Origin of the sequence: Rhodoferax sp. PAMC 29310, assembly GCF_017948265.1 — a bacterium.
GTDB lineage: Bacteria > Pseudomonadota > Gammaproteobacteria > Burkholderiales > Burkholderiaceae_C > Rhodoferax.
On sequence record NZ_CP072852.1, the window covers coordinates 1,609,096 to 1,632,119 of the forward strand.

The 23,024-nt window shown below is 58.8% G+C and carries 24 protein-coding genes and 1 pseudogene; 15 read left to right on the forward strand and 10 right to left on the reverse strand.

The annotated features are described in order from the left end of the window. Window positions 1–48: 48 nt before the first annotated feature. Window positions 49–417: a hypothetical protein gene (locus J8G15_RS07345; protein WP_210546848.1), complete on the forward strand. Its 369-nt coding sequence runs from the start codon at window positions 49–51 to the stop codon at window positions 415–417. A gap of 56 nt (window positions 418–473) precedes the next feature. Here the strand turns inward: J8G15_RS07345 and J8G15_RS07350 are convergent, their stop codons facing one another. Next, complete coding sequence (locus J8G15_RS07350) at window positions 474–755, reverse strand: DUF427 domain-containing protein (protein WP_210546849.1); 282 nt, start codon at window positions 753–755, stop codon at window positions 474–476. A 3-nt stretch (window positions 756–758) separates the two neighbouring features. Here J8G15_RS07350 and J8G15_RS07355 point away from each other — a divergent pair, with 3 nt between their 5' ends. Further along, window positions 759–1,070: a hypothetical protein gene (locus tag J8G15_RS07355; RefSeq protein ID WP_210546850.1), complete on the forward strand. Its 312-nt coding sequence runs from the start codon at window positions 759–761 to the stop codon at window positions 1,068–1,070. Here the strand turns inward: J8G15_RS07355 and J8G15_RS07360 are convergent. Together J8G15_RS07360 and udk are read right to left on the reverse strand one after the other, a co-directional pair. Continuing rightward, entirely contained in the window at window positions 1,055–2,110 is a 1,056-nt protein-coding gene (locus tag J8G15_RS07360) for an alkene reductase (RefSeq protein ID WP_210546851.1), read from the reverse strand. The two genes, J8G15_RS07355 and J8G15_RS07360, sit on opposite strands and share 16 nt — an antisense overlap. Before the next feature lie 100 nt (window positions 2,111–2,210). After that, window positions 2,211–2,855: pseudogene (gene udk / locus J8G15_RS07365) on the reverse strand (uridine kinase). A gap of 160 nt (window positions 2,856–3,015) precedes the next feature. On the opposite strand from udk, the gene J8G15_RS07370 reads away from it, so the two are divergent. Further along, the gene (locus J8G15_RS07370) at window positions 3,016–3,639 is read left to right on the forward strand and encodes a glutathione peroxidase (RefSeq protein ID WP_210546852.1); all 624 of its coding nucleotides are present in this window, start codon (window positions 3,016–3,018) and stop codon (window positions 3,637–3,639) included. A gap of 54 nt (window positions 3,640–3,693) precedes the next feature. On the opposite strand, the gene ubiG is transcribed toward J8G15_RS07370, so the two are convergent. After that, the gene (gene ubiG, locus J8G15_RS07375; protein ID WP_210546853.1) at window positions 3,694–4,449 is read right to left on the reverse strand and encodes a bifunctional 2-polyprenyl-6-hydroxyphenol methylase/3-demethylubiquinol 3-O-methyltransferase UbiG; all 756 of its coding nucleotides are present in this window, start codon (window positions 4,447–4,449) and stop codon (window positions 3,694–3,696) included. Between the two features lie 221 nt (window positions 4,450–4,670). Here ubiG and J8G15_RS07380 point away from each other — a divergent pair, with 221 nt between their 5' ends. Together J8G15_RS07380 and J8G15_RS07385 are read left to right on the forward strand one after the other, a co-directional pair. Beyond that, complete coding sequence (locus J8G15_RS07380; protein ID WP_210546854.1) at window positions 4,671–4,877, forward strand: hypothetical protein; 207 nt, start codon at window positions 4,671–4,673, stop codon at window positions 4,875–4,877. Between the two features lie 8 nt (window positions 4,878–4,885). After that, window positions 4,886–5,200, forward strand: a complete 315-nt coding sequence (locus J8G15_RS07385) for an HNH endonuclease (protein ID WP_210546855.1) — start codon at window positions 4,886–4,888, stop codon at window positions 5,198–5,200. Window positions 5,201–5,231: 31 nt separating this feature from the next. On the opposite strand, the gene J8G15_RS07390 is transcribed toward J8G15_RS07385, so the two are convergent. Beyond that, the gene (locus tag J8G15_RS07390) at window positions 5,232–5,645 is read right to left on the reverse strand and encodes a dihydroneopterin aldolase (RefSeq protein ID WP_210546856.1); all 414 of its coding nucleotides are present in this window, start codon (window positions 5,643–5,645) and stop codon (window positions 5,232–5,234) included. Window positions 5,646–5,819: 174 nt separating this feature from the next. Here J8G15_RS07390 and J8G15_RS07395 point away from each other — a divergent pair, with 174 nt between their 5' ends. The 6 genes from J8G15_RS07395 to J8G15_RS07420 all read left to right on the forward strand — a co-directional run bounded on the left by J8G15_RS07395 (window position 5,820) and on the right by J8G15_RS07420 (window position 12,621). Continuing rightward, the gene (locus J8G15_RS07395; protein ID WP_210546857.1) at window positions 5,820–8,375 is read left to right on the forward strand and encodes an FtsX-like permease family protein; all 2,556 of its coding nucleotides are present in this window, start codon (window positions 5,820–5,822) and stop codon (window positions 8,373–8,375) included. Between the two features lie 114 nt (window positions 8,376–8,489). Continuing rightward, window positions 8,490–9,257, forward strand: a complete 768-nt coding sequence (locus tag J8G15_RS07400) for a transporter substrate-binding domain-containing protein (RefSeq protein ID WP_210542597.1) — start codon at window positions 8,490–8,492, stop codon at window positions 9,255–9,257. Between the two features lie 18 nt (window positions 9,258–9,275). Further along, window positions 9,276–9,962 (forward strand): ABC transporter permease, encoded by a 687-nt coding sequence (locus tag J8G15_RS07405; RefSeq protein ID WP_210542594.1) that lies wholly within the window; start codon window positions 9,276–9,278, stop codon window positions 9,960–9,962. Next, window positions 9,962–10,675 carry an ABC transporter permease gene (locus J8G15_RS07410; RefSeq protein ID WP_210546858.1) on the forward strand — a complete coding sequence of 238 codons (714 nt, stop codon included), beginning with the start codon at window positions 9,962–9,964 and terminating at the stop codon, window positions 10,673–10,675. The genes J8G15_RS07405 and J8G15_RS07410 overlap by 1 nt, the downstream gene beginning before the upstream one ends. Before the next feature lie 8 nt (window positions 10,676–10,683). After that, window positions 10,684–11,814: a succinylglutamate desuccinylase/aspartoacylase family protein gene (locus tag J8G15_RS07415; RefSeq protein ID WP_210546859.1), complete on the forward strand. Its 1,131-nt coding sequence runs from the start codon at window positions 10,684–10,686 to the stop codon at window positions 11,812–11,814. Between the two features lie 30 nt (window positions 11,815–11,844). Beyond that, entirely contained in the window at window positions 11,845–12,621 is a 777-nt protein-coding gene (locus J8G15_RS07420) for an ABC transporter ATP-binding protein (protein ID WP_210546860.1), read from the forward strand. Here J8G15_RS07420 and J8G15_RS07425 read toward each other — a convergent pair. Continuing rightward, a complete protein-coding gene (locus J8G15_RS07425) occupies window positions 12,568–14,220 on the reverse strand; it encodes a methyl-accepting chemotaxis protein (RefSeq protein WP_210546861.1) in 1,653 nt (550 codons plus the stop codon). The two genes, J8G15_RS07420 and J8G15_RS07425, sit on opposite strands and share 54 nt — an antisense overlap. A 245-nt stretch (window positions 14,221–14,465) precedes the next feature. On the opposite strand from J8G15_RS07425, the gene J8G15_RS07430 reads away from it, so the two are divergent. Continuing rightward, complete coding sequence (locus J8G15_RS07430) at window positions 14,466–15,548, forward strand: carotenoid 1,2-hydratase (RefSeq protein ID WP_210546862.1); 1,083 nt, start codon at window positions 14,466–14,468, stop codon at window positions 15,546–15,548. Between the two features lie 14 nt (window positions 15,549–15,562). On the opposite strand, the gene J8G15_RS07435 is transcribed toward J8G15_RS07430, so the two are convergent. From J8G15_RS07435 to J8G15_RS07450, 4 genes are read right to left on the reverse strand one after another with little or no spacing between them, the layout of a single operon-like run. Continuing rightward, window positions 15,563–17,122, reverse strand: a complete 1,560-nt coding sequence (locus J8G15_RS07435; protein WP_210546863.1) for a DHA2 family efflux MFS transporter permease subunit — start codon at window positions 17,120–17,122, stop codon at window positions 15,563–15,565. Between the two features lie 11 nt (window positions 17,123–17,133). After that, window positions 17,134–18,342 carry an efflux RND transporter periplasmic adaptor subunit gene (locus J8G15_RS07440; protein ID WP_210546864.1) on the reverse strand — a complete coding sequence of 403 codons (1,209 nt, stop codon included), beginning with the start codon at window positions 18,340–18,342 and terminating at the stop codon, window positions 17,134–17,136. Between the two features lie 30 nt (window positions 18,343–18,372). Beyond that, window positions 18,373–19,836, reverse strand: a complete 1,464-nt coding sequence (locus J8G15_RS07445; protein ID WP_210546865.1) for an efflux transporter outer membrane subunit — start codon at window positions 19,834–19,836, stop codon at window positions 18,373–18,375. Then, entirely contained in the window at window positions 19,826–20,377 is a 552-nt protein-coding gene (locus tag J8G15_RS07450; protein ID WP_210546866.1) for a MarR family winged helix-turn-helix transcriptional regulator, read from the reverse strand. The genes J8G15_RS07445 and J8G15_RS07450 overlap by 11 nt, the downstream gene beginning before the upstream one ends. A gap of 90 nt (window positions 20,378–20,467) precedes the next feature. On the opposite strand from J8G15_RS07450, the gene J8G15_RS07455 reads away from it, so the two are divergent. The 3 genes from J8G15_RS07455 to J8G15_RS07465 all read left to right on the forward strand — a co-directional run bounded on the left by J8G15_RS07455 (window position 20,468) and on the right by J8G15_RS07465 (window position 22,950). After that, window positions 20,468–22,243, forward strand: a complete 1,776-nt coding sequence (locus tag J8G15_RS07455) for an ABC transporter transmembrane domain-containing protein (RefSeq protein WP_210546867.1) — start codon at window positions 20,468–20,470, stop codon at window positions 22,241–22,243. A gap of 76 nt (window positions 22,244–22,319) precedes the next feature. Further along, entirely contained in the window at window positions 22,320–22,517 is a 198-nt protein-coding gene (locus tag J8G15_RS07460; protein ID WP_210546868.1) for a hypothetical protein, read from the forward strand. A gap of 28 nt (window positions 22,518–22,545) precedes the next feature. Continuing rightward, a complete protein-coding gene (locus J8G15_RS07465; RefSeq protein WP_210546869.1) occupies window positions 22,546–22,950 on the forward strand; it encodes a hypothetical protein in 405 nt (134 codons plus the stop codon). Window positions 22,951–23,024: the final 74 nt, after the last annotated feature.

A 23,024-nucleotide genomic window follows, 5' to 3' on the forward strand; every position in this document is an offset into this window, starting at 1 on the left:
GTTGCAAATTCCACTGACTCACACAGCACCACCGAGCACTCGTCCACCATGCTCGCTTTCGCCATCACCCAACTCGTCGCCACGGGAATCGCCCATTCGTACCTGGGCGAGCGCTATATTTTTATTCGCCTGTTCAAGCGGGGTGACCTGCCGAAGTTATCGGCCGGCACCGAGTTCACCAAGGGCACTTTGCGCTTCGCTTGGCACCTGACCACGGTGGCCTGGTGGGGACTGGCCTATTTGGCTTTCACCGCAGGGTATGGCCCTGTCTCCAAAGACCAGGTGCGGACCGTCATGGGCGTGACCTCGTTGATGTCTGCCGCTTTCCCGCTCTATTTCACACGGGGCAAGCATCTGTCGTGGATTGCATTCATCGCGGTGGGGGCGTTGCTATTGGCCTCTCGGCGAAGCCCGTGAGCAAGCCGCCCGATGATGCCGCACAGGCCCAGGTTGGCTAAAGGCGGTCCGCAGGACTAGGCCGTGACCTGCACACCCTTCCAAAACGCCACCCGGTCACGAATCTGCTCGGCTTCTGGCTTGGGTTCAGCGTAGTACCAGACGGCGTCGGTGTTCATGTCGCCATTGACCATCAACGAGTAGTAGCTGGCTTCGCCCTTCCAATGGCAACTGGTCTTGTGGTTGCTGAAATGCACGTAATCACGATTCAGACTGCTGGCGGGAAAGTAGTGATTGCCGTCCACCAGCACGGTGTCGACGCTTTCGGCAATGACGATGCCGTTCCAAATAGCTTTCATGGGTTGTCCTTTTTTGAAATTGGTCATTGCACCACAGCCGTTCTCAAGGCGCAGGGCCAGGTTATTTCGCTTTGGCTTGTGCCTTACCCACTGCCAACCGAGCGCGATCAGTACGCCTTTGGCGGTGCTGGGTATGGGCATCGCACAAGTCAGGTGGCATGTGTAACTTTATATGCCAAATCGACCTGTAGCCCTTTTGGATATTGCCAAAAAAGCTATAAAAAATGGAGCGATTTAGTGGCTCAGAATAACTTTGCAAGCGCCAAGGGCGTGGCGCCTGCGATGGAACTGAATCCGACTTACATCGTCAGGTAGTCGGTATAGCCCTTGGCGCCGGGGGTGTAGAAGGTGCTGGCATCTGGGGCGTTCAATGCAGCGCCAGCCTTGATACGGGCCGGCAAGTCGGGGTTGGCCAGAAAGCTGGTGCCAAAGGCCACGGCGTCCAGCTTGCCTTGCGCGATGGCTTGCTCGGCTTCCTCAGGGTTGTAGCCCATGTTGCCAATCAACACGCCTTTGTATTTTTCGCGGGCAACGGTCATCACATCGGCCTTTTGTAGGCCGAAGAAGTCAGCACGCATCACGTGCAGGTAGGCCAGTTTGTAAGCGTTAAGCTTGTCGGCCAGGAAGTCGATCAGCGCGAGCGGATCGCTGTCGATCATGCTGTTGAAGCTGTTCAGCGGCGACAAGCGCAGGCCCACGCGGTCCGCGCCAATGGCGGCGGTGACGGCAGTCAGCACTTCAAACAGGAAGCGTGCGCGCTTTTCCATGGTGCCGCCGTAGCCATCGGTGCGCTGGTTGGCGCCATCGCGCAGGAACTGGTCAATCAGGTAGCCGTTGGCGCCGTGCACTTCCACGCCGTCAAAGCCGGCCTCGATGGCGTTTTTGGCGCCTTGAGCAAAGGCCGCCACGATGGCGGGAATCTCGGCTTCGGTCAGCGCATGCGCTGCCACGTGCGGCACCTTGCCTGCGGGGGTGTTGATATCGCCTTCGATGGGCGTGGCAGTAGAGGACACGCTGACCGCGCCGCCGTTGATGCTGGGGTGCGCCGCACGGCCACTGTGCCAGATCTGCATGAAGATGCGCCCGCCCTTGGCGTGGACCGCTGCGGTGGTTTTCTTCCAGCCTTCAATCTGCTCTTGGGAGTAGATGCCTGCCTCAGCCACAAAGGCGGACGTGTTGGGCATGACCATGGTGCACTCGGTGATCAGCAGACCGCCGGTGGCGCGCTGACTGTAGTACTCTGCCATCAAGTCATTGGGCAGGTGCTCCGTGCCAGCGCGGGTGCGCGTCAGCGGGGCGAGAAGGATGCGATTGGGGAGAGTGAGAGCGCCGACTTGCAAGGGGGAGAAAAACATAAATGGGTATCCGGTGTGTAAATGAGCGCGGAAGATAGCACCGCGAGCAATACACCCGGCAGTACGGGTAAATGCAATTTGAGTTACGCAAATGGCGCGCTTACTGCGCGCGCTCCAGATCGCGAATCAGCGTTTTCACCTTGGTGGTGATGATGTCCACCGCGGGGCCGTTGGCGCCGTGGGGCAAGATGACGTCGGCGTGGCGCTTGGTGGGCTCAATGAACTGCTTGTGCATGGGGCGCACAGTTTCCAGGTATTGCTCAATCACACTCTCGGCGCTGCGCCCGCGCTCGGCCATATCGCGCTGCAAGCGGCGAATAAAGCGCACGTCTGAGGCGGTGTCAACGAACACTTTCAACGACATCATGTGGCGCAAGTCGGCATCAAACAGCGCAAACAAGCCTTCGATCACGATCACTGGCGCGGGCTTCACGGTGATGGTTTGGCTGGCGCGGTTGTCCAACGTGAAATCGTACGTAGGCATTTCAATTGACTCTCCCCGGCGCAAGGCTTGCACGTGCTGCACCATCAAAGGCCAGTCAAACGCATCGGGATGGTCGTAATTGGTTTTGCGCCGCTCTTAAGGCGATAAATGAGTTTGATCGCAGTAGTAGTCGTCTTGAAACACCACGGCCGTCATCTCGGTCCCGATGGACGCCAACACTTGGCGGGTCACGGTGGATTTGCCGCTGCCACTGCCGCCTGTGACACCGATCACAAAGGGTTTGTTGTTGGTTTTGTTCATGTGATCTCCGTGCCTGGACGGACAAAGGCCCGGTTTTTACAGAGGACGTGCGTCCCGCCAATAAGCTCTTAGGAAACCGTACAGGCTATGGCGGTCATGGTGTGACAACACAAGACGTTCAATCGCGCAAGGGCTTTCGCGGGAATCTAAACTATGTTCTATGAAAACAAATCGCTCTATTCATTCTGCTGTTCGCCAAGCATTGTTGACCATGCTGTTGAGCCTATTCGGAGGGTTTGGCGTGGCGACGAGTGCTTCGGCTCAGCCGACTCCTACCTCGGCCCCGGCGGCTGCAGCGTGCCCTGCCCTCTTGCAGCACCAGTTTTCCAGATTGCAAGACGAGGCACCCCAAAACCTGTGCCAATACGCGGGCAAAGTGGTGTTGGTGGTTAACACCGCCAGCTTCTGCGGATTCACCAGCCAGTACGAAGGCCTGGAAGCCCTGTACGCCAAGTACCAAAGCAAGGGATTGGTGGTTCTGGGTTTTCCCTCCAATGATTTTGGTGCGCAGGAACCTGGCTCATCGAAAGTGATTGCCGATTTTTGTTTCAACACCTACGGCGTCAAGTTCCCCATGTTTTCCAAGACCGTGGTGATAGGCGCCAAGCGAAACGCCCTGTATCAGGACTTGTTTCAAGCGACTAAGGTGGCTCCGGGCTGGAACTTTCACAAATACCTGATTGACCGCCATGGCAAGGTGGTCGCCAATTACCCCAGCGAGGTCACGCCCAACAGCGCGAGCATCGTCTCGGGCATTGAGAAAGCACTGAGCCAAAAACTTTAATGGATAGAGTGATTCACCCTGGGTTGGTTCAAAGCACGACAGCTACTGAAACCCTTATTTTTCAGTTTTTTTTGCTCTGGTCGGTGTAAGCGCGCCAGCGCTAAAAGTCGCCATGTAGTTAACGCTGGTGTCTTTGCACCAAGACGCCTTGTGTATCAAAGGCAGGTAGCGCATACCGCGCAGATCCGTCTGCTGCAGACCCGCCCGGCCTGCAGCCAATGCCAGCTCACTGGGCCTTACAAACTGACGCCACGCGTGCGTGCCCCGAGGAAGCACGCGTAAAACGTACTCTGCGCCCACGATGGCGAACACAAAGCTTTTCCAAGTGCGGTCAATGGTCGAAGCAAACATCAGTCCCCCAGGCGCCACGCTGCTGGCCACTCTGGAAACAAAGGCGTCCACGTCGCTCACGTGTTCGACCACCTCCAGTGCCAACACCACATCAAATCGTTCCTCCGCAGGCACCACTGCAGCCGGTTCGCCCAGCCTGTAGTCCACCACGACATGTCGCGACTCAGCGTGCAAGCGCGCGGCAGCTATGTTGCCGGGCGAGGCATCGACACCCACGACCTGTGCGCCCAATCGCGCTAACGGCTCCGACAGCAAGCCGCCACCGCAACCCACATCCAAGATACGTAAACCGGCCAAGGGGCTGTTGGTTTGACCCCCAAAATGAGCGGTGATTTGCTGCACGACATAGTCCAGGCGCAGCGCATTCACGACATGCAAGGGCCGCATCGGCCCTTCGCTGTTCCACCAAGTGGCGCTGAGGCGGTTAAATCGTTCAATCTCTGAAGTGATGACGGTCATGCAATTTACGATTTGAGGGGACAAGGGGTGGCGGAGGCACTGCAGTAGGCATATGTGCTTTAGCAGGTGGGAAATCGAGCCCACCGGGCGCGTGCCGAGACTATCGGCCTTTTGGGGTCATGGCGTTACGCGTTGCCTGAATAGGGCGAAAAGGTGTATGGTCAATTGGCTAAAAAGCGCTTATTTTGATTCACCCGCACACGCTCACACTTCCGCTCAACATGCCACAGCGTAATTCTCCCAACACCATCAAAAGTCTGACCGATCTTAATTACCTGACCGATGTGGTTGTTGACAAGCGCTATGGTCAACGAGCGTCTTCCAAGAAAAACCGACGCAACCGTCACTATGAAAAACAGTTCATCCGCAATACATTAAGCCACGGTCTGCCGAATGAACAGATTGAAACGAGTGATCCTTTGAAGTAAAAAGCAATGTGATTCACACCCCGTCTTTGCCGTCCCAACAGTGCGCGCTCTGTGGCCGCGCGATACCGCCTGCACAACGCGATGCCCACCACCTCATCCCCAAAAGCAAGGGCGGGCGACAAACCACGTTCATGCACCGCATCTGTCACCGTCAAATCCATGCCCTGCTGACCGAGACTGAGCTGGCTCGCCAGTACGCCACGGTAGCGGCTTTGCTGGCTCATCCTGAGCTGGCCGTGTTTGTGTCCTGGGTCAAGACCAAACCTAACGATTTCTTTGTGGGTACCGTCAAAAGTGAGCGGGTGAGAAAGCGTCGGCGCTAAGGTGCTTGGGTGCTTGGGCGCAAAGCACGAATCAAACCACGACAGTCGACATCGGAGCGGTCTTTCTCAACCGCTCAAAGTCACTGCCATTCAGCAACAGACGAACGCCCAGTGCACCTGTTCCAGCGCGAACGGGCGTTTTTCGCAGGACAATTTCGACCGCATTGATTGCTGGGTACGCAGCGCAAGCTTGAGCGATACGCGTCAACAAGCGTTCCTGCGTTTCGTAATGGCCGTCAAGCGACAAGCGGTCTATTTCCCGGATCAATGGGTCATAGTCAAAAACAAACTGCATGCCGTCTTCCGCAATGAGTACCCGACTCGAATCAATCCCAAGGCGCATGTCCAACAGGTGCGCATTGGGGGCGGATTCACCCGGGCCATAGGTCCCAATATGGGTCTCGATTTTCAAGCCTGTCAACTCAATCGTAGATTCGCAAGTCATCGGTATTTTCTAATTCGGTTGAAGGCTGTGGCGTGATGATCCCACAGGAAAGCAGTTGTAAAGTGAAACGATTTAACCAGACCTTGCCTAGCAAGGCATGTAGACGGTCATTGGCAGTCGGCTCCCTTGAGACATTGCAGCAGTTTTGTCTTTCTTATTTTTCTATACTGCACTGTGATTGCGCTCCTCAAAACGTTCTCTTGGCAAGAATTACGACACCACCCTTGGCGCAATGCCGCTGCCATGGTGGCGGTGATGCTGGGCGTGGCGCTGGCGTTTTCGGTGCATTTGATCAATGAGTCGGCGCTAGATGAGTTTTCTCAAGCGGCACGCTCAGTCAACGGCCAGCCCGATTTAGAGCTGCGCAGTGCGCAAGGGGCTTTCGATGAGGCTTTGTATGCGCGCATTGCTCAGCATCCCGATGTTCTGATTGCTTCACCCGTGCTGGAGTTAACCACCCAAGCGGTAGACCGCAACGGCGCCTCCATGGCACTGCGGGTGCTGGGTGTCGATGCGTTGCTCGTCGCCCGGGTGGCCCCCGCGTTGATGCCGCAACCGGACAAGAATGGCGAGCGCCTGACACTCTTCGCCCCTGACACCTTGTTTTTGAACCCAGCCGCCCAGCAGCGCCTCGGTTTGAAGCCACAACTGCAGGTGGCATTGACGCTGAAAACGGCGCGGGTTGCGGGCCAGGTGAGTGCAGGCGGTGCGCCTTTGGCAGTGATGGACTTGGGCGCCGCGCAAGATTTTTTCAACCAAGGGGGCCAATTGAGCCGCATCGACCTGAAGTTGCGCCCCGGCGTGACCCCGGCTGGGTTTGTGCAGGTCCTGCAGGCGACGCCCGACTGGCCGCGTGACGTCTTGGCCCTTGAGCCGGGCGACCGCACGAGCCAAATCAACGCCCTCTCACGCGCTTACCGGGTCAATCTGACGGTGTTGGCTATGATCGCCCTCTTCACCGGGGCCTTTTTAGTGTTTTCAGTGTTGGCGCTGAGCGTGAGTAAACGGTCACAACAATTGGCTTTGTTAGGCGTACTGGGCCTCAGCGCCCGCCAGCGACTGGCGCTAGTGTTGTGGGAAGCGCTGGCCTTGGGACTGGTGGGCAGTGCCTTGGGCCTGGCCTTGGGCACCGCGCTGGCAGCGCTGGCGCTGCGCATTTTGGGGGGCGATCTGGGGGGGGGCTATTTCGCCGGGGTGGCACCCACGCTGCAATGGAGTGCATGGGCCGCCCTGCTCTATGGTGCGCTCGGTGTCGCAGCTGCACTGGTGGGGGCGTGGTGGCCGGCGCGTCAGGCCCAACAACTGCCCTTGGCCGCCACCCTAAAGGGACTCGGCGGCGGTGTGACCGCTGGCCGTGGCCATTGGATCAGTCTTTTTTTTATAGCAGCTGGCGCTTTGTTGACATGGGCCCCGCCGGTATTTGGCATTCCACTGGCCGCATATATCTCAGTGGGCTGTTTGCTGGTGGGTGGCATTGGTGCCTTGCCTTGGCTGATTGCCCTGATGCTGGACCGCTTGGCGCCGTTGCTGGCGCGCCAAACCTTGCCCCTGCTGGCGGTGGAACGCGCCCGCCGTCAGCGAGAGACGGCGGCGGTGGCCGTAAGTGGCGTAGTGGCCTCACTGAGCTTGGCCGTGGCACTGACCGTGATGGTCGCCAGTTTTCGTGATTCGGTCACGCAGTGGCTGGACCGGGTGTTACCCGCCGACCTGTATGTGCGCAGCGCCAACAGCAGCGGCGCCTCCGATACGGTGTACTTCACGCCCAAATTGGTGCAAAGCCTGGCGAAGTTGGACGGGGTGACGCGCCTGGAAACACAGCGCCAAATGTCGCTGCGGCTGCGCCCGACCCAAGCGCCGGTCGCGCTGATCGCCCGACCCCTAGAAGATCCAGCTCGTCGTCTCCCGCTGGTCAGCGGCCCGTTGTCGGTGCCCGCAGGGCACACTGCGATTTACGTGAGTGAGGCCATGGTCGACTTGTTTGACGCCCGTCCCGGCACTTCTTTCGCCCCCCTTTCAGCATCTTTTCCGGCTCTAGCGCTTGACGGACATGCGCAACGTGCTTCTTTTTTTGTAGCAGGTGTTTGGCGTGACTACGCCCGTCAGTCGGGCACCATCGCTATCGACAAAGACGACTTCGAGCGGCTAACGGGCGACACCAGAACCAATGACATTGCCTTCTGGCTGGCAGACCCCAGCGACATCGTTCGGGTGGAAGGCGCCGTTCGCGCCCAAGTCGACGCCCAAGGACCCGGGACGGGCCAGCTGCTCGATTTTGGGTCAGCGGCTCAAATCAGAGCCACGTCGCTTCGCATCTTTGATCGCAGCTTTGCCATCACCTACTGGCTGCAAGCGGTGGCCATTGGCATCGGACTTTTCGGCGTGGCGGCAAGCTTCAGCGCGCAGATTTTTTCTCGCCGGAAAGAATTTGGCTTGTTGGCCCACCTGGGCTTCACCCGCCAGCAGGTGTTGTCGGTTGTGGCCATGGAGGGAATGGCCTGGACCACCCTGGGGGCGCTGGCCGGGCTGCTGCTCGGGCTGGCCGTCTCGGTCATTCTGGTCAAGGTGGTGAACCCCCAAAGCTTTCACTGGACCATGGACCTCATGGTGCCGTGGGCCCGTTTATTGCTTCTTTGCCTGGCAGTGACACTGGCAGGCACGGTCACCGCTTGGTTGTCTGTGCGCGCCGCGGCGGGAAAATCGGCCATATCTGCGGTAAAAGAAGACTGGTAGAGCGCCCTACCGGGGGGAAACCTCAGGGTACTCCCCGGGTATCCCCCCGTAGAATTCAACTCTTGCTATCTAAACCGTTCGGGTCTCCGGCCCGACATAAAAAAGGAACTTTCCATGAAAAAACTTCTGCTGGCCATCGCCATCGGTTCACTGAGCCTGACCTCCTTTGCCCAAGGCAAAGACCTCAAGGTCGCCATTGACCCCACCTACGAACCCTTTACCTTCAAAACCGCTGACGGCACGCCCACCGGCTTTGATGTGGACATCGCCAACGCCCTGTGCACCGAGCTCAAGCGCAAGTGCGTGTTTGTGGAACAAGTCTGGGACAGCATGATCCCTGGCCTCATGGCGCGCAAGTACGACGTCATCATCAGCTCCATGTCCATCACCGCTGACCGCTTGAAGCAAGTTGACTTCTCCGACAAGTACTACAACACGCCAAGCCGCGTGGTGGTGAAGAAAGACGTGCCCTTCTCTGGCCCCGCTTCCATCAAGGGCAAGAACATTGGCGTGCTCAAAGGCAGCACCCAAGAGAAATACGCCATGGCTGAACTGAAGCCCGCTGGTGTGAACGTAGTCGCCTATGAAGCCCAAGACCAGGTCTACCTGGACATCCGCTCCGGTCGACTGGACGGCACCGTGGCCGACATCCTGGAAGTGGGCGGTGGTTTCCTCAGCAAGCCCGAAGGCAAGGACTACACCCTGGTGGGCCCTGAGTTGTTCATTCCCAAGTACTTTGGCACCGGCGCCGGTGTGGCTCTGCGCAAAGGCCAGGGCACGTTAAAGAACGACATCAGTGCTGCCATCAAGACCATCCGCGGTAACGGCGTCTACAAGACGATCAACGACAAGTACTTCAAGTTCGACGTTTACGGCAGCTAAAGTCCAACACGCCCACCCATGAATGACTACTACCTAGCCATCCTGCAGGGCTCCGTGCTCACGGTGGGCGTCTCGCTTTGCGCCCTGCTGGTGTCCATTGTCTTGGGCCTGGCAGGCGCAGCGGCCAAACTCTCGGGGCGACCGGTGCTGGTCGCCCTGGCCACGGTCTACACCACCGTGATTCGCGGCATCCCTGAGCTGGTGCTGATGCTGCTGGTCTTCTACGGGGGCACCATTGGGCTCAATAACCTGATCGAATACCTGGGCAGCGACAACTACGTCGATGTCGACCCCTTCACCGCTGGTGTGATGACCATCGGCTTTATCTACGGCGCCTTCATGACCGAGACCTTTCGCGGGGCCATACTGGCCATCCCCAAAGGTCAGATGGAGGCCGGCTGGGCCTTTGGCATGGGACGCGTGCAAACCTTTATGCGCATCACTGCCCCCCAGATGGTGCGTTATGCGCTGCCCGGCTTCACCAACAACTGGCTGGTGCTGATCAAGGCCACCGCCCTGATCAGCCTGATTGGCCTGCAAGAGATGACTTACCTGGCCAAGCAGGCCAGCGCGGCGACCCGCTCCCCCTTTGAGTTCTTCCTGTTCACGGCCGCTTTGTTCCTGATCTACACCACCTTGTCCCTGGTGCTGCTGCGCAAACTCAACGCCCGCTTCAGTCTGGGCACCCAACGAGGGCAGCTCTGATGCAATGGGCCATCATTTTTGAGCCCCAGAACCTGGCGCTGTACGGCACCGGCATTCTGACCACCCTGAGCCTGTTGGCCTCGTCCCTGGTCGTGGGGGCCGTCTTGGCCCTCATCTTTGCGCTGATGCTGACCGGACCCATCAAGGCCTTGCAGTGGCTGGTCAGCGGCTACACCTTTGTCATTCGCGGCACGCCGCTGCTGATTCAGGTCTACCTGATCTATTACGGCTTGGGCCAACTGGAGTGGATTCAGGCGCGCTGGGACGATGTCTGGCCCTGGACCCACTTCAAAGAGCCGTTCTTCTGCGCCTTGCTGGCGTTTAGCCTGAACACGGCCGCCTACACGGCAGAGATGCTGGCCGGTGCCATTCGCGAAACCAGTGCCGGCGAGGTCGAGGCCGCCCAGGCCTACGGCATGAGCCGCTTCAAGGTGATGCGCTACATCGTGCTGCCCAGCGCCATGCGCCGCACCCTGCCGGCTTATAGCAATGAAGTCGTGATGATGCTGCATGCCACCAGTCTGGCCAGTGCTGTGCCCTCTCTGATTGATGTCACGGGCGCGGCGAGTCGCATTTACTCGGACTACTACCTGCCGTTTGAGGCCTACCTGGCCGCCGCTGGCATTTACCTGGTGGCCTCTTTCTGCCTGATCGGCTTCTTCAAATTCAGCGAGGGGCGTTTGTTGGCTTATCTGGCGCCGCGCAAACACTGACACCCACCATGCAACGCACCGACTATTCGCTTCTTTCCAGTAGCTTGGGAAGCCAAAAAACACTCTCCAGCTTTCACTATGGCACCCCTGGTGCGCGACCCAAGGTCTACATTCAGGCCAGCTTGCATGCGGAAGAATTGCCAGGCATGTTGGCCGCGCACCACCTGCGGCCCCTGCTGGACGCGGCCGATGTGGCGGGCACCATCTTAGGTGAGGTCATTTTGGTCCCCGTGGCCAACCCGATCGGATTAGCCCAGCGCGTGGACCACAAGCCCATGGGACGGTTCGATCTGGACACCTCGGAAAACTTCAATCGCCACTACCCCGATTTCGCCAAGCTGATTGACCCCGCCGTGCTCGACGCGCTGGGAACCAACTCAGCCACGAACGTGGCGCTGGTGCGAAAGGCAATCAGCGACTACCTGATCAACTGGCAGCCCACCACCGAGCTGGAAAGTCTGCGCCGTCAACTGCTGACCCTAGCCCATGACGCCGACTTCGCACTGGATTTGCATTGCGACTGCGAAGCGGTGGTTCATTTCTACACCGAAGAGGCCTGCTGGCCGCAGATGGAAGCGTTGGCGCACTTGGTCGGCAGCCGTGCCACTTTGCTGGCCAAGAGTGCAGGAGGGGCCTCGTTTGACGAATGCCTGTCCAGCGTCTGGTGGCAACTGTCAGAGGCGCTCACACAAAAAGGCCACGCTAAACCCCTGCCCCAGAGCTGCCACAGCACGACGATTGAGCTTCGCGGTGAACTCGACCTGAGTCATGAATTTGCGCAAGCCGATGCGCAGGCGATTTACGCGTTTCTGCAACTTCAACAAGTCATTGCATGCGACACACCGCCGCAGGTCCCTGCCTCCTTGTGCGACGCCACCCCGCTGGCCGGTTCAGAAACGATCACCGCGCCAGCACCGGGCGTGGTCGTCTTTGCGGCCCAACCCGGCCAATTGATGAAAACCGGTGACCTCGTCGCCGAGGTCATTGACCCCATTGACAACATCACCCACCGCGTGTTGGCCGGTGTCGACGGTGTGTTGTACGCGCGGGTTGGCGACCGTTACATCACATCCGGTGGCGAATTGGCCAAGATTGCTGGCGCTACCCCGTTCAGAACGGGTCTGCTCCTGGGCGCTTAGGCCTGCACCTGCTCTTTTGAAAAAGAATTCATGACATCCCAACCCCTCAAACTCCAAGTCGACAACATCCACAAACGCTTTGGCAGCAATGAGGTACTCAAAGGCGTGTCCTTGAAGGCACGCGCCGGCGATGTGATCAGCATCATCGGAAGCTCCGGCTCGGGAAAAAGTACTTTCCTGCGTTGCATCAACTTGCTGGAAAAGCCCAATGAGGGTCGCATCAACGTGGCCGGGGAAGACATCAAGCTCGTCCCTGGCAAAAACGGCGAACTGCACGCCGCGGACCCCAAGCAACTGCAGCGCATGCGCACCAAGCTGGCCATGGTGTTCCAGCACTTCAATTTGTGGGCCCACCTGACGGTGTTGCAAAACATCATCGAAGCACCCGTGCATGTACTGGGCATGGAGCGCGAGGCTGCCATTAAGGTGGCGCGTAAGTACCTGGAGACAGTGGGCTTGCAAGGCAAGGAAGACAGCTACCCGGCCCACTTGAGCGGAGGCCAGCAACAGCGCGTGGCCATTGCCCGGGCGCTGGCCATGGAGCCTGAAGTGATGCTGTTTGACGAGCCCACCAGTGCGTTGGACCCGGAGTTGGTCTCGGAAGTGCTCAAGGTCATGCAAACGCTGGCCCAAGAAGGGCGCACCATGGTGGTGGTGACCCATGAGATGGGCTTTGCCCGTGAGGTGGCCAACCACCTGATCTTCTTGCACAAAGGCTTGGTTGAGGAAGAGGGCAACCCGGCCGAGGTTTTGTCAAACCCCAAGAGCGAGCGCTTGGCGCAGTTTTTGTCGGGGAGTTTGAAGTAAGCTGGGATAGTCCCTGACTGGCAGCAGAAACCGGGTTGCCGAATCCCTGAGGTCTCTGGCTTGGGCCTGAAGACTTTGAGCCGCTGACGCCGACTCCTCCACCGCAGCCGCGTTTTGTTGGGTCATCTGATCAAGCTGATTGACCGCAGCACTGATGCTGGCCATGCCCACACTCTGTTCGCCCGTATTGCCCCGGATTTCCCCGATGCTGGAGGCCACCTGCCGGACCGAGCCCACCATACTGCTCATGCTGTCACGGGCGTGGTTGACCTTGCGGGTTCCTTGCTCCACTTTGCTCACGGACGCTGCGATCAGGGCCTTGATGTCATGGGCCGCTGAGGCAGAGCGATTCGCCAAGGTGCGCACCTCCGCTGCCACCGCGGCAAATCCACGACCAGCTACACCGGCTCTGGCGGCCTCCACGGCGGCATTGAGCGCCAAAATATTGGTTTGAAACGCCAGACCATCAATGACACTGGTGATGTCTTCGATCTGGCGTGAGGAGGCGCTAATTTCCTGCATGGTCTGCATCACCTCGGTCATGGCTGCGTTGCCGGCCTGAGCCTGAACGCTGGCAGATTGAACCAGCATCTCGCCCTGGCCCGCCAGTTCAAGCGACTGGTTCATGGCGGTGGAAATTTCCTCCACGGCCGCCGCCGTTTGCTGCAAAAACGACGCAGCCATTTCGGTCCGTCTTGACAGGTCCAGGTTGCCCGCGGCAATTTGTGTGGACCCTTCGGCCACGTTTTGGCTGGCCTCCTGCACCTGAGAAACCAGCTCACCCAGGGAATGCTGCATCCGCGCCAGCGCCGACAACAACTGCCCACCCTCATCCCGTTCATGACCTTCAATCTGCATCGTCAAATCTAGCGCGGCCACCCGATTGGCAGTGTCCACCGCCTGCTGTATCGGCCTTGTGATGCCACGCACAAGCCAAAACGACAACATCCCCCCCAGAAGAACCGCACCCAGCCCGAACAAAATCAGGCCAAGACGTGCGTTCTGACTCAAGGTATGGACCTGCTCGGACGCCCTTGAAATATCCAACCGTCGGGCCTCGCCCAACTGATTCACCTCACTCAACAACGCGCTGGCCGTCGGTGAAAACCGGGTGCGATAGACCATTTCGATATTCGAAGTTAAGCCGCCATCGCGTGCTTGCATTAGTGCCTTTCTGGCCTGGACAAAGGTGGTATTCGCCAGAACCAAAGCATTGAAATCAGCAAGGTCGTTGGACGCGGTCATGGAGGTGCCCAGTGTTTCTAACAAGGTCGCCACACTCGCGCTGGTTTTCTCGATTTCTGGCGTGATGGCCTCTTCGACCTGCGGCTCTGAACTCAAGGCCAACGCTCTGGCCCGGGCCACATTGACCTCCAAATACCGCCTCAGATCGGACGTTAATCGCTCGGCGACCATGGCACCATCCACCATTTTCTCGGTCTCAACCGACACCCGCAGCAAAGACCAGACGCCCAATGCTGAACCGACAAGCGCGACCAGCAATACGATCGACACAACTGCAAGAATGAGGCGAGAGAATGCACCAAACCTGGCTGGCGCACGAACGGATTTGGCAAACGACATAGGTGAAAAACTCATTCAAACGATGTGAAGTTCCCTCGGCCAGGACAGCCCGAGAGTTGCCCAATGTTGACCTCACTTTGTGACGACACTATGACCAGCGAGTGACAGCGGGACATTCGATGCTATGGGCCCAAGGTGCGCTCTGATAACCTCCTCCCATGCACTTTAATACGCCCGACCTCAGCCACCAAGATGCGCGTCAGCAAAGCATTGAGGAGGGCCCTGGATTTCCGCGACACCGCGCAGCGGAGCTTATTACCATGCCAACTGGACTGTCGCGCAGGAATTTACTGGTGACCGGTTTGGCTGCGACCTGGGCCAAAGCCCACGCGATCACCCCCCCCATGCAGGTTCGATCACGTCCACTGCTCTTTCCGCGAGATTTTGGGAGCCACCCCGACTTTTCAATCGAGTGGTGGTACCTGACCGGTCGACTTCAATCGGACGCATTGGCTCAGGTCCTGGGCTTTCAGATCACGTTCTTTCGGTCGCGTGTGGCGTCCACCCAGTCGATGAAGTCCGCCTTTGCAGCCAAGCAACTGCTGTTTGCCCATGCTACCGTGACCGACGTGGCCAAAAAGAAGCTCTGGCACGACCAGCGTGTCGCACGGGGAGGCTTTGGCCTGGCGCAAGCCAGTGAAACTGACACAGCAGTTCACATTCACGATTGGTCCCTGGCACGATTGGCCGAACAGTACAAAACCACGGCGCGAGGCGATGATTTTCAGTTTGAATTGACCCTGCGTGAAACCCAACCCCTACTGCTTCAGGGGCAAGCAGGCTTGTCGCGCAAGGGACCAGACGCGGCGCAAACCAGTCACTACTACAGCCTGCCGCATCTTCGAGCGCAGGGCAGCGTTATGTTGCAGGGTCAACGCCATGACGTGCAAGGCACTGCGTGGCTAGACCACGAATGGAGCGACTCGCTCCTGCATCCTCAAGCGGTTGGCTGGGACTGGATTGGTATGAACTTGCTGGATGGCAGTGCATTGACTGCCTTTCGACTGCGCGCCTCAAACAGCGACAGCTTATGGGATGGTGGCTCCTGGCGAAGCCAAGGGGGCAGCGTGCAGGATTTCTCCCAGGGGTCCGTCAGTTTCGAGCCGCTTCGCCACTGGCTCAGCCCCCTCACCAAAACTCGGTACCCGGTCGAGTGGCGGGTACAAACGCCCGCTGGGCGATTCACAGTCAAGGCAATCATTTACAACCAGGAGCTGGATAGCCGCCAATCCACCGGCGCCATTTACTGGGAGGGCCTAAGCGAGTTAATGGATGAGCAGGGAAATACCGTGGGACACGGCTACCTGGAGATGACGGGATACGCCAGCCCCTTGCGCCTCTGAGGCTGGTGCAGCACTCAGTGCGCCCCGGCAGCGGCATCTGCCGCAGCTGCGCCGGTCTGCTTCGGGCGGGACAACCAGACGAACGGAATCAACGCCATAAAAATCAGCGCCGACGCGAAGAACACGTCGTTTGCGGCGAGCATATAAGACTGTTGATCGACCAGTCGATTCACTTGGGCCAAGGCCTGATCCGGGGTCAAGCCCAGACGAGTCAGTCCGTCCAGGGTCTGCGTGGCTGCGATATTGCTGGTCGAGATTGATTCGGCCAGTTGCGCATGGTGAATCGCCGCACGGTCTTGCCACACCGTCGTCGAAATGGACGTGCCAAACGATCCGGCCACAATGCGCACAAAACTGGACAAGCCGGAAGCCGCCGGAATCTTGTCAGGCGATATACCGGACAAAACAATCACCGACAGCGGAATAAAGAAGAACGCCATGGCAATGCCCTGCACCAGGGTCGGGGTCATGATGGTTCCAAAATCTGCCTGGGTGTTGAAGTGCGAGCGCATGAACAGCACGATCGCAAAAACCACAAAGGCGAAACTGGCCAGAAAGCGTGGGTCGACCCGGCTGACATTTCGCCCCACCAGGGGCGACAACAGAATGGCGAACACACCCACCGGCGCCAGCAACATGCCCGCGTCAATGGACGGATAACCCATGAACTGTTGCAACCAAAGCGGCAACAACACCACGTTGCCAAAGAAAAGGCCATAGCCCACAGAAATGGCCACCGTACCCGACCAGAAGTTGCGCCGCTTGAACAGGCGCAGGTCCACAACCGGGTGTTCCTCGGTCAGCTCCCAAATCAAAAAGAAGAGAAAACCAACCAGCGCGACCACCCCCAGGCCAATGACCTCAGAGGAGTGAAACCAGTCCAGCTCTTTGCCTTTGTCCAGCATGATTTGCAGCGCACCCACCCAGAGCACCAGCAGACCCAAACCTACGCCATCAATGGGGAGTTTGCGCGTGACACTTTCCCGCTTGTGGTAGATCGACCAGACCATGAACGCTGAGAGAAGCCCGATCGGAATATTGATGTAAAAAATCCAGGACCAATAAATATGGTCCGTAATCCAGCCACCCAGCAGAGGCCCCAGTACGGGTGCAACCAGTGTGGTCATGGCCCACAGCGCCATTGCCAATCCAGCCAGTGCCGGCGGGTAGCTTGAAAGAAGCAGCCCCTGAGACAGCGGAATCATTGGGCCCGCCACGAAGCCTTGCAGGGCCCGAAAAACAATCAACGTCGGCATGTTGGGTGCCAGTCCGCACAGCCACGAGGTCAATACAAACAACATCACACTGGTGACGAATAAACGCACCTGACCAAAGCGTTGTGACAGCCAACCGGTCAACGGCAACGCAATGGCGTTCGCGACGCCAAAACTGGTGATGACCCACGTTCCTTGATTGGCACTCACACCAAGGTCACCGGCAATGGCCGGCAGGGACACGTTGGCAATGGAAGAGTCGAGCACGTTCATGAACGTGGCCAGCGACAGGGCAATCGTGCCCCACAGACGGGCGGCGCCGTCCAGCGGCGGCGGGTTGAAGGAGGCGGGTGTGGCCATTGAGCCCTCGCTCAGTGCGAGCCGAGATTGGCTGCCACGATGCGGCGCACCTCAGCCGCTGCACCACTGTCCAGCGAGGCATACACCGAGGTTTGCACCAGCGCGGATTCACGTGGGGCATCGGCCAGCATCTTGCCGTCCTGCTGACTCACGTCCACCTCGGCCTCCATGGACAAACCGACACGCAACGGGTTTTTGACCAGTTGCTCAGCATTCAGGGTCACACGCACGGGCACCCGCTGGACCACCTTGATCCAGTTGCCTGTGGCGTTTTGCGCCGGTAACAATGCAAACGCAGCCCCAGTACCCATGCCCATGCCGGCCACCACGCCGTCGTAGGAGACTTTGGTGCCATAAATATCGGCCGTCAGCTTGACGGGCTGTCCGATGCGGATATGGCGCAGCTGGACTTCTTTGAAATTGGCATCCACCCACACCTGATTCAGAGGCACGATAGACATCATGGGTGTTCCCGCCGCCACACGTTGACCGAGCTGCACGGTACGACGTGCCACATAGCCATCCACCGGCGCTGGCAAATTTGCCCGCTGGGTGGCGAGCCATGCCTCCCTGACTTTGGCTGCCGCCGAAAGCACACTGGGGTGCTTTTCCACGCTGACACCTTCGGTCATGGTCTGGTTGCTGCGCAATTGTTCTTTGGCAGCAGTAACGCCCGCCTGAGCGGCGGCCAAAGCGCTGATTCCATTGCTGAGCTGGGTCTGGGCGTGATTGAGTTCCTCTTTGGACACGGCGCCGTTTCCGGCCAATCCCTGGCGCCGATTCAGATCGTCTGTGGCACGGGCGATCTCGGTCTGCGCCCGAACCACGTCAGACTCGCGCAACTTGATTTGAGCGTCGAAACTACCGTTGTTGGCGTACAGGGTGCGGACCTGGCGAACGGCTTGGCCCAAGTTCGCCTCCGCTTGATCCAGTGCGAGCTTGGCGTCTGCTGGATCAAGCTTGACCAAAGACTGACCTGCTTTAACGAAGTCCGTGTCATCCGCTAGGATGGCCACCACCGTACCCCCGATTTGCGGCGTGATCTGGATCAAATTGCCCTGCACATAGGCGTTGTCAGTGGATTCAAAGTGACTGGCGACCCGCCACTCATAGAGGCCCCACGCAGTGGCGGACAAGGCAACTACGGTGGCCAGTGTGGCAAGCGCTTTTTTGCGAGTTCGGCTGGTCGCAGGGCGTATGGAGGGCGTGGGAGCGTTCATGGTCTCTTCAGTCAAAATCAATTGGGAAAATTAGTTCTTTTGAGCAAGGGCTGCGGGAAGTTCGGCACGGTAGCCGCCGCCCAATGCACGCATCAAGCTCACCTGAGTGTCAATCACCCGGGCGCTCAGATCCACACCCTGTCGGCGCTGGTTAAGCACCGCAGCCTCGGTCGCAAGCACGCTGAGGTAGTTGCTCAGTCCGGCCTCATAGCGCTGCATGGCAATGCTGTAGGCTTCTTCGCTCAAGGCCAGCGCAGCCTGCTGCTCAGTCTGCTGGCGCGAGATGGCCTGAAGCGACGCCAACAAGCCAGCAACCTCGCGCACCGCATCAATCACGGCGGCGTTGTAGCTGCCAATCGCGCCATCCAGATCAGCTTGGCGGCCTTTCAAATTGGCGCGAAGCCTGCCACCGTCAAACAAGGGCAAACGAAGTGCCGGGCCAACACCCCATTGTTCGCTACCGGCATTGACCAATCGATCCAGGCCAATGCTGGACAAACCGGCAAAAGCGACCAAATTGATGTTGGGGTAGAACTGAGCCTGCGCATTGCCTACATCCTGACTGGCCGCCTCAACACGCCAGCGCGCGGCTGAAATGTCAGCCCGGCGTCCCAGCAGGTCCGAAGGAATCGTCGAGGCTGGCGCGACGCTGTGGGTGGTCAATATCGACGCATCGGCAAGCACCATCGCCTGGCTGGGCTCGCCCACCAACGCCGCAAGTGCCAATCGAGCCAAAGCCAACTGCTCGCCCAAGGTCTCGATCTGCAAACGTGCTTCCGGCAAACCGCCCTCGCTTTGGCGCAGTTCGAGTCGGGTGTCCAGCCCCGCGGCGACACGGTCGCGAACCAGTGCCAGCGAATGCTCGCGTTGCGCCAAGGTCCGGCGCGCCACGCCCAGTTGATCATTCAGCCGGGCAATCTGAAAGTAAGCATGTGCCACTTGACTGGCCAGCAACACACGGGCGGCCTCGGATTCGGCCTGGGCGACTCGTACTTGTCCCAGCGCGCTGGCCAACATCGCCCGGTTTTTTCCGAAAAAGTCGATTTCCCAACTTGCACTCAACTGGGCCGTTCCCGTATCCCGAATCGAGCCAGCCAGAGGCGCTGGCACTGCGCCGTTGGCGGTGTATTGCTGGTGCGTCAAGTCAAGCGCGGCATTGAGTTGTGGCTGGACTGCAGCGCCCGCGCCCAATGCGGCAGACTCGGCGCGAGCCACTCTCGCGGCCGCGACCTGCAAGCTGGGGTTGGCGGCCAGCGCTTTGTCCACCAGTGCGTTCAACTGGGCGTCGCCAAAGTTGCTCCACCAAGTCGAACCCACCATGGCGTCATGGGAACTGGCCCTTGGCAAGCCTACCGTACTGGCACTGCGCATTTCTTTCAGAACGGCGACTTCGCCCATTTGGGCGCAAGCCGTCAGGCCAATGACCCCAGCAATCACTAAAACACCGGGTAGCTGCCGCAAAGGCGACTGGGTGCTCATTGGGTCAAACTTCATTGGTTTCTCCGGAACACGAGGGGCTATCGCCGCAGGTTTGTGCGTTGCTCAAAATTCGACGTAAAAAGCCTTTTAGGGTTTCAAACTCCTCCACGGAGAAGCCTGCCAAATGCGCGTTTTGAACACGGCTCAGCACGCCAGGAATCCCCTGTGCCGTGACTTGCCCCTCTTCAGTCAACTCAATGTTGACGACACGCCGGTCTTCCACCGAGCGAATCCGGCGGCACAAGCCCTTGGCTTCGAGCCGGTCCAGCATGCGGGTCATCGCCCCGGCGTCCAGTTGACACTCACGAGCCAACTCAGCCACCGTCGATGCTTTTCCCAAATACAACTTGAACAGCGGCAGCCATTGCGCGTTGGTGAGGTCACAACTGGCCAGTTCTTTGTCGATCTCCTGCGCAACCACCGACAACACGCGCCGCATCAAATAGCCCACGCTTTCTTCAGTGGCATAGCCCTCTGCTCGATAAAACTCGTGCCGGACAGGTGCCGTGGCCACGGGCATCTGCGCGGGATCAGGGGGTGAATTGGATGACGTCATAGGGCACGCATTATTAATTGCCTAGGCAGTTAATGTCAAGGCTTTGTTTGGATAGGCAGCTACTTTTGGTTTTTGACTACACTTGCGCTCATGACAACCGTCTCACCCGCCAAAGCATCACCCCGTTCCCTGTCTGGCTTGCTGCCGTTTTTGCGCCCTTACCGCGTTCGCATCGGACTGGCCATCGTCTTTCTGGTCATGGCAGCCGTGGCCACCCTCGCCTTCCCGATTGCGCTGCGCAGTTTGATCGACGGGGGTCTGGTGCAGTCGGACAAAGGGGCTCAGGTGATGGCTCTACGGGATCATTTCGTGGCCCTGTTTGGGGTGGCGTTTGCCCTTGGGCTGTTCTCGGCCGGGCGCTTCTATATGGTCAGCTGGCTGGGCGAGCGCATCACGGCCGATCTTCGCAATGCGGTTTACGGCCATGTGCTGCATCAAAGCCCTGAGTTTTTTGAAACCACCCAGACAGGTGAAGTGCTGTCCCGGTTGACGGTGGACACCACGCTGGTTCAGACCGTGGTGGGCTCATCTCTGAGCATGGGCTTGCGAAACATGGTGATGGGTATCGGCGCCCTGGGCATGCTGGTCTGGACCAACCCCTATGTGATGTTTCAGGTATCGGGCGTGCTGGTACTAATTGTGGTGCCCTCGGTCTTGTTTGGGCGGCGGGTACGCAAGCTTTCCCGCGCCAGCCAGGACCGCATGGCGGACTCCAGCGCCATTGCGGCCGAAGTACTTAACGCCATTCCGGTCGTGCAAAGCTATACCGCCGAAGATCGAGAAGGTGCGCGCTTCAATGCATCCACCAACGAGGCGTTCACCACCGCCGTGCGTCGCACCAAAGCCCGCTCCATCCTGGTGGCGTTCATCATCATCGCTACCTCTGCCGCCCTGCTATGGGGCCTCTACCAAGGCACTCAAGCGGTGATGGCGGGACGCATTACTGCCGGCCATCTGGGGCAAACGGTGGTGTACGTGATCATATTGGCCAGCGCTTTTGCAATCTTGGGCGAGGTTTATGGTGACCTGCTTCGCGCTGCTGGGGCAACGGAGCGGTTGATGGAGTTGCTGGGCAGTCAATCCCCCATCGTTTCACCCTCAAATCCGGCTCCAGTCCTGATTCCACCTGCCGGGAGCGCTATCAGTTTTGAAAAAATTGATTTCAATTACCCTTCACGTCCGAACCAGACCGCCTTGCAACAATTTTCACTGCGTATCCAACCAGGGCAAACCGTGGCCATCGTGGGCCCGAGTGGCGCCGGTAAAAGCACAGTATTCCAATTGTTGCTGCGCTTTTATGACCCTCGCGCCGGCCGCATCGTGCTGGACGGCGTACCCACCAGCGAAATGAGTCTGCACGACCTGCGCCAGCGTATTGGCATCGTGCCGCAAGACGCGGTGATCTTCTCCAGCAGTGCGCTGGAAAACATTCGTTATGGCCGCCCCGACGCCAGCGACGCCGAAGTGAAAGCCGCTGCCCAAGCTGCGTTTGCAGATGAGTTCATCAACGCCTTGCCCGAGGGCTACGACACATTCCTGGGCGAGCGCGGGGTGCGCCTGAGCGGCGGCCAGCGCCAACGCATCGCGATTGCCCGCGCCATGCTGAAAAACTCGCCGCTGCTGCTGCTGGACGAGGCCACCAGCGCCTTGGACGCAGAGAGCGAACGCATGGTGCAAGCCGCGTTGGAGTCCGCCATGCGGGACCGCACGACGCTGGTCATCGCGCATCGCTTAGCCACGGTGCAGAAAGCCGATCACATCGTGGTGTTGGATCACGGCCAGTTGGTCGAACAAGGCACCCATGCGGAGTTGGTTGCTCAAGGCGGGGTTTATGCAGGCTTGGCCGCCTTGCAATTTGAGGCCTAGTTCGTTTCATTTAGTCCCGTGTATTGAACTGAGGCGCCATCGCTTGTAAACTTCAATTTTGAGATAGGAGTTTCTGATGAATGTTTCCTCTGTCAAATCCACTTCCATCGACTCAACCCAAAGCCAACAGCGTGTTGCCAGCGTTCAAAAGGAGCAGCAACGGGACGATCAAGCGAAGGAGGCGGCGGCCAGCGCTGCGGAAAAAGCACCTCCCCGTCCCGTGATCAACACGCAAGGACAAACCACGGGTCAGGTGCTAAACGTCACCGCCTGACCCACGTTTTACTGACTCCGGGTTCAACATGGCCTTGATCAGCGCAACCAATACTGCAACCCCTTCGCTTCAATCAGTTCTCACCAAGAACCGATTGGCTCAGGCTCGCCAGCAAGCCAATCAGGCCGAAGCCAACGCCGAGGATTTGCGCGCACGGGCCAATGAGGCGGAGCAAGAGGCAGCACAAAGCCAAGGGCGTGTTCAGGCCTTGAGCAGGCAGCAACAGCAAAATGACCCGACCTACCGTCAGAAAGCATCTCGCTCGGAAGGCGGGTTTTCACCCCAGACCCAGGAAGTACTGGTGACTTCCTACGCCGCCAGCGCAACGAATCGAACAGCGACCAACAGCGCACTCAAGTCAGACGCATTTGCGATTCCAGTCACCAACTCACAGGGCGACCTCACGGGTCGCATCGTGGACCTCCGGGCATGAAAAAGCAGGGTTCACACCTTGCCTTTTGTTACTACACCCGGTCAAGCGGCGCGGCATTCACGTCGCCCAAGTTC

Coding starts and splice junctions, on each gene's coding strand:
- J8G15_RS07405 (WP_210542594.1), top strand. CDS start 9,276: ATGAATGACTACTACCTAGCCATCCTGCAGGGCTCCGTGCTCACGGTG.
- J8G15_RS07350 (WP_210546849.1), bottom strand. CDS start 755: ATGAAAGCTATTTGGAACGGCATCGTCATTGCCGAAAGCGTCGACACC.
- J8G15_RS07420 (WP_210546860.1), top strand. CDS start 11,845: ATGACATCCCAACCCCTCAAACTCCAAGTCGACAACATCCACAAACGC.
- J8G15_RS07455 (WP_210546867.1), top strand. CDS start 20,468: ATGACAACCGTCTCACCCGCCAAAGCATCACCCCGTTCCCTGTCTGGC.
- J8G15_RS07445 (WP_210546865.1), bottom strand. CDS start 19,836: ATGAAGTTTGACCCAATGAGCACCCAGTCGCCTTTGCGGCAGCTACCC.
- J8G15_RS07425 (WP_210546861.1), bottom strand. CDS start 14,220: ATGAGTTTTTCACCTATGTCGTTTGCCAAATCCGTTCGTGCGCCAGCC.
- J8G15_RS07345 (WP_210546848.1), top strand. CDS start 49: ATGCTCGCTTTCGCCATCACCCAACTCGTCGCCACGGGAATCGCCCAT.
- J8G15_RS07465 (WP_210546869.1), top strand. CDS start 22,546: ATGGCCTTGATCAGCGCAACCAATACTGCAACCCCTTCGCTTCAATCA.
- J8G15_RS07410 (WP_210546858.1), top strand. CDS start 9,962: ATGCAATGGGCCATCATTTTTGAGCCCCAGAACCTGGCGCTGTACGGC.
- J8G15_RS07370 (WP_210546852.1), top strand. CDS start 3,016: ATGAAAACAAATCGCTCTATTCATTCTGCTGTTCGCCAAGCATTGTTG.
- J8G15_RS07430 (WP_210546862.1), top strand. CDS start 14,466: ATGCCAACTGGACTGTCGCGCAGGAATTTACTGGTGACCGGTTTGGCT.
- J8G15_RS07440 (WP_210546864.1), bottom strand. CDS start 18,342: ATGAACGCTCCCACGCCCTCCATACGCCCTGCGACCAGCCGAACTCGC.
- J8G15_RS07450 (WP_210546866.1), bottom strand. CDS start 20,377: ATGACGTCATCCAATTCACCCCCTGATCCCGCGCAGATGCCCGTGGCC.
- J8G15_RS07380 (WP_210546854.1), top strand. CDS start 4,671: ATGCCACAGCGTAATTCTCCCAACACCATCAAAAGTCTGACCGATCTT.
- J8G15_RS07390 (WP_210546856.1), bottom strand. CDS start 5,645: ATGACTTGCGAATCTACGATTGAGTTGACAGGCTTGAAAATCGAGACC.
- J8G15_RS07415 (WP_210546859.1), top strand. CDS start 10,684: ATGCAACGCACCGACTATTCGCTTCTTTCCAGTAGCTTGGGAAGCCAA.
- J8G15_RS07360 (WP_210546851.1), bottom strand. CDS start 2,110: ATGTTTTTCTCCCCCTTGCAAGTCGGCGCTCTCACTCTCCCCAATCGC.
- ubiG (WP_210546853.1), bottom strand. CDS start 4,449: ATGACCGTCATCACTTCAGAGATTGAACGATTTAACCGCCTCAGCGCC.
- J8G15_RS07460 (WP_210546868.1), top strand. CDS start 22,320: ATGAATGTTTCCTCTGTCAAATCCACTTCCATCGACTCAACCCAAAGC.
- J8G15_RS07400 (WP_210542597.1), top strand. CDS start 8,490: ATGAAAAAACTTCTGCTGGCCATCGCCATCGGTTCACTGAGCCTGACC.
- J8G15_RS07435 (WP_210546863.1), bottom strand. CDS start 17,122: ATGGCCACACCCGCCTCCTTCAACCCGCCGCCGCTGGACGGCGCCGCC.